Below are 6458 nucleotides of genomic sequence, written 5' to 3' on the forward strand. Positions count from 1 at the left end.
CCCGCAGTCTCTATTATTATCTGCTAATTATGCGCATGGCTCTCTTTTTCCACAAGCCGGTCATGCTCTATGCCCAGGGCATCGGTCCCATACGCCGTCCCAAGGCGCGGAAGGCGGTTCGCAATGTGCTGCAGAAAGTGACTATGATTGGTGTCCGTGACAGTGAATCGCGACAGGAATTGCAGCGGCTCGGCGTTACGGATCCACCCATCCACGTGACGGCCGATGCCGTACTATCTATGCCCCCTGTGGATAAAAAGATTGGCTTTTATCTGTTGAAAAAGCATGGTATTAACGGTGTTGGTACCCGTATCGGCATTGCCATCCGCAACTGGCAGCATATGACCCGGTATAAAGACGAGATTGCCAAGGCGGCAGATGAACTGGTACGTACGGTGGGAGCCCGCATTATTTTTATTCCCATGCAGTATCCTGCAGATGCTGAAGCGGCGTCTGATGTGGCGGCGCGTATGAAGGAACCGGCGACGGTTCTGAAAGAAGCATACAATACGGTGGAATTCATGGCCCTTATGGGCTGCATGGATGTGGTCATTGCAAACCGGCTCCATGCACTCATTTTTGCATCAATCATGCAGGTGCCGGTAACGGCCATTTCCTACGATCCCAAAATTGATGGGTTCATCAGCCTCATTGGTGATACGCTTTGCGGGACCATGGAGACTGTCACTGCCGGGACACTGGTGACAGATGTAACGGCCAGACTGAAGGCCGGTGGTATTATGCCGGAAGTCAGAGCGCGAATGAATCACTTACGACGCCAGTCTATGCGTAATGCCTATCTGGCGTTACGCGTTATAGAAGAACATACGGCGGCCCGGAAAGGTTGACGCTCGCAGGAGCAGTGACTTGACGGCCGCTTTTCCTTATATATAATAGAGTATGTCTGATAAAAGTATGGTTTGCCAGAAAAGAGGAAATCTATGATATATTTTAAGAATGTATCCAAAGTGTACGACAATGGGTCTGTTGCTCTGGACCATGCCAATGTGCATATCAAAAAAGGGGAGTTCGTATTTGTCGTAGGTGCCAGCGGAGCCGGCAAGTCCACGTTCATCAAGCTTCTCGACCATGAAGAGCTGCCAACGGAAGGTTCAGTCATCGTCAACGGCATTGAAGTGAATAAGCTGAAAAAAAGCCGGGTCCCGTACTTGCGCCGCCGCATGGGAATCGTGTTTCAGGATTTCCGTCTGCTGCCCAATAAGACGGCAGAGGAAAATGTCGCCTTTGCCATGGAAGTTATTGAAGCACCGCGGCGTCTGATCAAAGAACGGGTCCGCAACGTCCTCGACTTGGTAGGGCTGGTCGGTAAAGCCGATGCCCTGCCGTCGAATCTCAGCGGCGGCGAACAGCAGCGTGTGGCTATTGCCAGAGCCATCGTCAACCGGCCGCTCCTGCTCATTGCCGATGAACCGACGGGTAATCTGGATCCAGAAACGTCAAAGGGAATCATGGATATTTTTACCAAAGTCAATCATATGGGGACAACTGTCGTCATGGTGACCCATGACCAGCAGCTTGTCGATATGATGAACAAGCGGGTCATTGAAATCGTCGATGGCAAGATTGTCCGTGATGAACAGCAGGGAGGATACGACGATGAAAATTAGAACCATGAGGTATTACCTCTCGGAAGCCTTTACGTCTTTTTGGCGCAATAGCTTCATGTCTATTGCGTCCATTGCGACCGTAGCCGTCTCATTTTTTATTTTAGGGTTGTTCCTGATAATGGTAGCCAATCTGGACTATTTTGCCGATAATCTGGAAAACCAGGTGCAGATCAGCGTGTATCTGAAAGATGATCTGACAACGGATCAGGTCATGAGTGTAGGCAGCCGGCTGAAGGCCCTGCCCGATGTAAAGGAACTGGAATTTACCAACAAAGACCAGGCCATGGATAAACTAAAGGAACGTATGAAAGACCAGCCGGGCATTCTCGATGCCCTCGACGGGAAGAATCCGCTGCCGACATCATATACGCTGACGTTGAGTAATCCGGAACAGGTTAAAAAGACGGCAACTGTCGTCGGACAGTATGACGAAGTGGAAAGCACCCATTATGGACAGGAAATCGTGGAACAGTTGTTCCGCGTGGCGACGATTATCCGCTGGGGAGGCATTGCCCTCATTATTTTCCTGACTTTTGCGACGCTGTTCATCATTTCCAATACGATCCGCCTGACCGTCTTTGCCCGGCGCCGGGAAATCGGCATCATGAAATACGTTGGTGCTACCAACTGGTTCATCCGCTGGCCATTTCTCTTGGAAGGATTGTTCTTGGGATTCATCGGCGGTCTCATTGCCGATGTGGCCTTATTGCAGTTCTATGAATTTGTCACGATAACGATTCACCGGACTCTGGCATTTCTGCCTATGGTCAGTCCGTATCCATTCATGTATCAGGCAAGTGGTCTGATACTCGTACTGAGCATGGTCATCGGGGCCATTGGCAGTACGATTTCTCTGAAACGCTATATGAAGGTGTAACGTATGATGAGTATACCATATAAAAAGTCGTTGGCAGCCGCTTTGACTGTTCTCTATCTGCTGAATCCCTGCGGCTTCATCTTTGCGGAAGACGAAGATTTGCAGGATCAGTTATCGACAGTTCAGGGGCAGATGGCAGAACAGGCTCAGAAGAAGAGTGAAGCCGAAGCAGTTATCGGCAATGTCTTTGAAAAATTGCGGGTCATCCAGGAAAATCTCGATGCCGCCAATGCACAATATAAGTCTATTTCCCAAGAATTAACTGAAACAGAACGGCAGATTACCCGGACCCAGGCCGAACTGGAAAGGGCAGAAACCCATCTGAGAAGCCGGGAAAAGGTGCTAAGCCGCCGCATCCGTGATATTTATATGCACGGCCAGCTCAATTACCTCGATGTCGTCGTCGGGGCTAAGGATTTTAATGATTTTGCCAACCGCGTCGAACTCCTGCGGCGTATCGTCAGTTCGGATCTGGAACTGATTTCGTCCATAAAGGATGAACGGGACCAGATCAACCAGACGAAACAGGCTCTGGAAGAGCAGCGGGAAACGCAGGCAAAGCTAAAAGAAGAAGCAGCAGCCAAGAAGGAAGAAATCGCCAAGCATAAGGCTGAACAGCAGGCTATCCTGGAAAAAGCCCAGACTGATAAGGCGACGGCAGAAGAAGCCTATGCCGAACTGGAAGCGTCGTCCAATCAGATTGCCCAGATGCTCCGCGACCGTGAAGCAGCCCGGCAGGCAGCAGCGGCTGCGGCAGCGGCTGCTGCGTCGTCTGGGGAAAGTGGCAGCGACAGCAGCGGGGATAGTGGCAGTTCGTCCGGCGGAGATGACAGCGGTTATTACCAGCCAGTCAGTGGTTCCGGTCAGATGATCTGGCCGGTAAATGGCGTCATCACATCGCCCTTTGGTTACCGGGAACACCCGATTTTCGGCCGCCAGATTCTTCATTCCGGCATTGACATCGGCGTCGATTACGGGACGCCTGTCCATGCTGCTGATGGTGGTGTCGTTGTAGAAGCGGGATGGATCAGCGGTTATGGTTATGCCGTCGTCATTGACCACGGCAATGGGACATCGACTCTGTATGGACATAACGAATCTCTGGCTGTATCGTCGGGACAGTCTGTTTCTCAGGGCCAGGTCATCGCCTATGCCGGTTCTACAGGGAATTCGACGGGGCCACACGTTCACTTTGAAGTCCGTGTCGGCGGTGAACCAGTCGATCCGAATTCGTATCTATAAACGAGGCAGACTATGAATCAGAAAAAACACATGTTTCAGATGTTGTTCCGGGCCGTTGCCTGGGGGTTGTTTACGGCAGCCTGCAGTGTGTTGCTGCTAGTGGGCCTCTTTTACTACTACACGGGGACGCCCGTAGGATTCATTAAATTCTTCCGCACTCTTCATGTGGTGGAACAGAATTTTCCCGGTGCTGTCGATAAGCAGGATCTCCTTAATGGAGCGCTAGAAGGAATCGTCAAAAAACTGGGCGACAAGCACAGTATCTATCTCGACGGCGATGATTTCCAGGCATTTTCCGACCAGACGTCCGGGTCCTATGCCGGTATTGGTGTGTATATCGGTTCCAGTGAGGAAGGTACGATTGTAGCCGGAGTCATGGATGACAGCCCGGCTGCTGAAGCCGGCGTCCAGCGCGGTGACCTGATCCAGGCTATCAATGGCACATCTACGAAGGGGATGAGTCTGGAAGACATTTCCAAGACTATCCGGGGACCCGTGGATACGACAGTTACTCTGACCCTGGGAAGAAATGGTGAATCTCAGGAGATGGCCATAACGCGCCGTCAGATCCATATGAAAACCGTCGGTGGCCAGATGATTGAAGGAACTGATGTGGGATATATCCGGGTGGCAATTTTCAGTGAAAATACGGGAGAGGAGTTTACCCGTCAGTATCAGGAACTGCGTAAGCAGGGCATGAAGCGCATGATTCTCGACCTCAGGAATAATCCCGGTGGCATCGTCGATCAAGCTGTTGCCGTAGCATCGAATTTCGTTCCCAAGGACAGTGTCATCGTATCCTTTACGAGCCGATCCGGTGAGGAATCGGAATATAAGGCTAATGGCAGTGGTGACACTATTCCTTTGGTAGTGCTCATCAATGAAAATTCAGCAAGCGCTTCGGAAATCGTATCCGGTGCCATCCAGGACTTGAAATTAGGGCCAGTTATCGGGACGAAGAGTTATGGCAAAGGAACGGTACAGGGCGTCTATCCCATTGATTCCGATGACGCTATCAAGCTGACTGTTGCCAAATACCGCACGGCCAGTGGCCGGGAAATCGATGGCGTAGGCATACAACCTGATATAGAAGTCCAGCTGCAACCCAACGACCCGGAAGACTATCAATATGAAAAAGCATTGGAAGTTGTACAGACCTTGTAACCGCCACAGAACAGGCAGGGTATACAGAATCAAAACAGAAGCATGAAGCGGGGACTGCAGAATCCTTGCATTGTCCCCGCTTTCATGATACAATAAATACCGTGTCAGATTGCATCTGACAATCGGCAGGCGAGTGTGGCGGAATGGCAGACGCGCCAGACTTAGGATCTGGTGCCTCACGGCGTAAGGGTTCAAGTCCCTTCACTCGCACCAATAAAAAAGCAACCATCGCGTTGGGCGGTGGTTGCTTTTTTTATCCGGAACAGATGTGCTCTTAGGGGTGAGTGTGTATTAGCTGTACGTTACCAGTCTGAATCAAAACTGTATGTATCCACATCAATTCCGTTTTCCATGCAGTATTCATAGACGTGAGAGCCTCTTCTGCAGATTACGGTGACGGGGGTGTTTTTGAATACGTCTTTTCCTATATGATTGATACCCGTGAATTTAATCGTTTTGAGGTTCGGGCAGTCAGCGAAGGCTTCGTCTTCCAGCGAGTCCAGGCAGTCGCCTACTTCTACGTAGGAAAGTTCACTGCATCCTTTGAAGGCGCGGGCCCAGATGCCTTTCACCTTAGTTGCATAAAATGCAACGATTTTGGAACCGGCAAAAGCATTTTCTCCGATATAGGAAATGTTCGTTCCGCCGTAGACGTAGATCAGGGAGGAATTCATATATGCGTCTTCGCCGATACATTTTTGGAAAGACATAGTCCATGGGTGGATGATGATATCCCTCATGCCGTCTTCCGATTGGTAGGCAGGCTTTTCCGGACGGCGTCTGATGGCGGCGACGATGGCTTCCCTGTCATAGTCGCCGTTTTTCTCTGCCTGGCTTTTCACGACGTAAATCCGTTTATTGTCTTTCGGATTGATTCCTCCTCCCGGAAGAATCGGGATGCCCATGTCATTACTGATAGTATGTACTGTGTCCCGGAAATCCGACCGATAGCTATATAACGTGTAGGTTTTTGATTCTTTATAAATATCATAGTGTTTCCAGGCGCGTTTGTCGTCTAGGTTTTGCCGTTCTTTCAGTTCTTGGCGTACGGGGGAATCTTCCCCTTTCAGGAAATAGGGGATGGCATGTTTCTGGCAGTACGCTTCCCAGATACTCCCTGGCAGGCAGCAGACCGTGATGTCCGTTCCGGCAAATACGTCTTCTCCTATATGGCAGTCCATCTGTAACAGTTCGATGAAATGAAGGTCGCGGCAATGGGCAAAGGCACCGTCGCCCACATGGGAAAGGGAGGCAGGAAGTTCTACCCGGTCCAGAAAATGCAGTCCTTCAAAAGCATGGGCCCCTATCGTTTCCAGACCTTCTTCCGCTTTGAACTGAAGAAGGGTGGATTTCATAAAACACCATTCTCCGATTTCCCGTATATCACCAGTGAGATGGAGATAACATATGGGGGCATATACCAGTGCTTTTGTATCCAGCTTCGTATAGGGCAGCGCATCTTCCTCATCTTCCGTATCTTCGGGAATATGAATGACTTCCGGATACTGTTTGCTTTCTTTATAGCAGACATCGGAAATAGGCGGAAG

Annotated in this window: 6 protein-coding genes and 1 tRNA gene; 6 read left to right on the forward strand and 1 reads right to left on the reverse strand. The window is 50.4% G+C overall.

From position 1 onward, the window contains the following. The 6 genes from DBO31_RS03735 to DBO31_RS03760 form a co-directional block, all read left to right on the forward strand. Nucleotides 1-848, forward strand: an 848-nt coding sequence (locus DBO31_RS03735; protein WP_150824475.1) for a polysaccharide pyruvyl transferase family protein, incomplete at its 5' end; no start/stop codon positions are given. A gap of 93 nt (nt 849-941) precedes the next feature. After that, nucleotides 942-1628 carry a cell division ATP-binding protein FtsE gene (gene ftsE / locus DBO31_RS03740; RefSeq protein WP_059077213.1) on the forward strand — a complete coding sequence of 229 codons (687 nt, stop codon included), beginning with the start codon at nt 942-944 and terminating at the stop codon, nt 1626-1628. After that, nucleotides 1618-2505 (forward strand): permease-like cell division protein FtsX, encoded by an 888-nt coding sequence (gene ftsX / locus DBO31_RS03745; RefSeq protein WP_059077214.1) that lies wholly within the window; start codon nt 1618-1620, stop codon nt 2503-2505. The genes ftsE and ftsX overlap by 11 nt, the downstream gene beginning before the upstream one ends. Before the next feature lie 3 nt (nt 2506-2508). Next, nucleotides 2509-3747 (forward strand): murein hydrolase activator EnvC, encoded by a 1239-nt coding sequence (locus DBO31_RS03750; protein WP_200817451.1) that lies wholly within the window; start codon nt 2509-2511, stop codon nt 3745-3747. Nucleotides 3748-3759: 12 nt separating this feature from the next. Continuing rightward, a complete protein-coding gene (locus tag DBO31_RS03755) occupies nt 3760-4911 on the forward strand; it encodes a S41 family peptidase (protein WP_150824476.1) in 1152 nt (383 codons plus the stop codon). Between the two features lie 129 nt (nt 4912-5040). Beyond that, nucleotides 5041-5124, forward strand: a tRNA-Leu gene (locus DBO31_RS03760). 89 nt (nt 5125-5213) lie between these two features. Here the strand turns inward: DBO31_RS03760 and DBO31_RS03765 are convergent. Then, a partial coding sequence (locus tag DBO31_RS03765; protein ID WP_150824477.1) for a leucine-rich repeat domain-containing protein occupies nt 5214-6458 on the reverse strand: 1245 nt, incomplete at its 5' end.

The sequence above is a fragment of the Megasphaera sp. DJF_B143 genome (genome assembly GCF_900320625.1).
Taxonomy (GTDB): domain Bacteria; phylum Bacillota; class Negativicutes; order Veillonellales; family Megasphaeraceae; genus Megasphaera; species Megasphaera hexanoica.

Excerpts from the sequence above, each read along its gene's own strand:
- ftsE (WP_059077213.1), top strand. The coding sequence starts at position 942 with ATGATATATTTTAAGAATGTATCCAAAGTGTACGACAATGGGTCTGTT.
- ftsX (WP_059077214.1), top strand. The coding sequence starts at position 1,618 with ATGAAAATTAGAACCATGAGGTATTACCTCTCGGAAGCCTTTACGTCT.
- DBO31_RS03750 (WP_200817451.1), top strand. The coding sequence starts at position 2,509 with ATGATGAGTATACCATATAAAAAGTCGTTGGCAGCCGCTTTGACTGTT.
- DBO31_RS03755 (WP_150824476.1), top strand. The coding sequence starts at position 3,760 with ATGAATCAGAAAAAACACATGTTTCAGATGTTGTTCCGGGCCGTTGCC.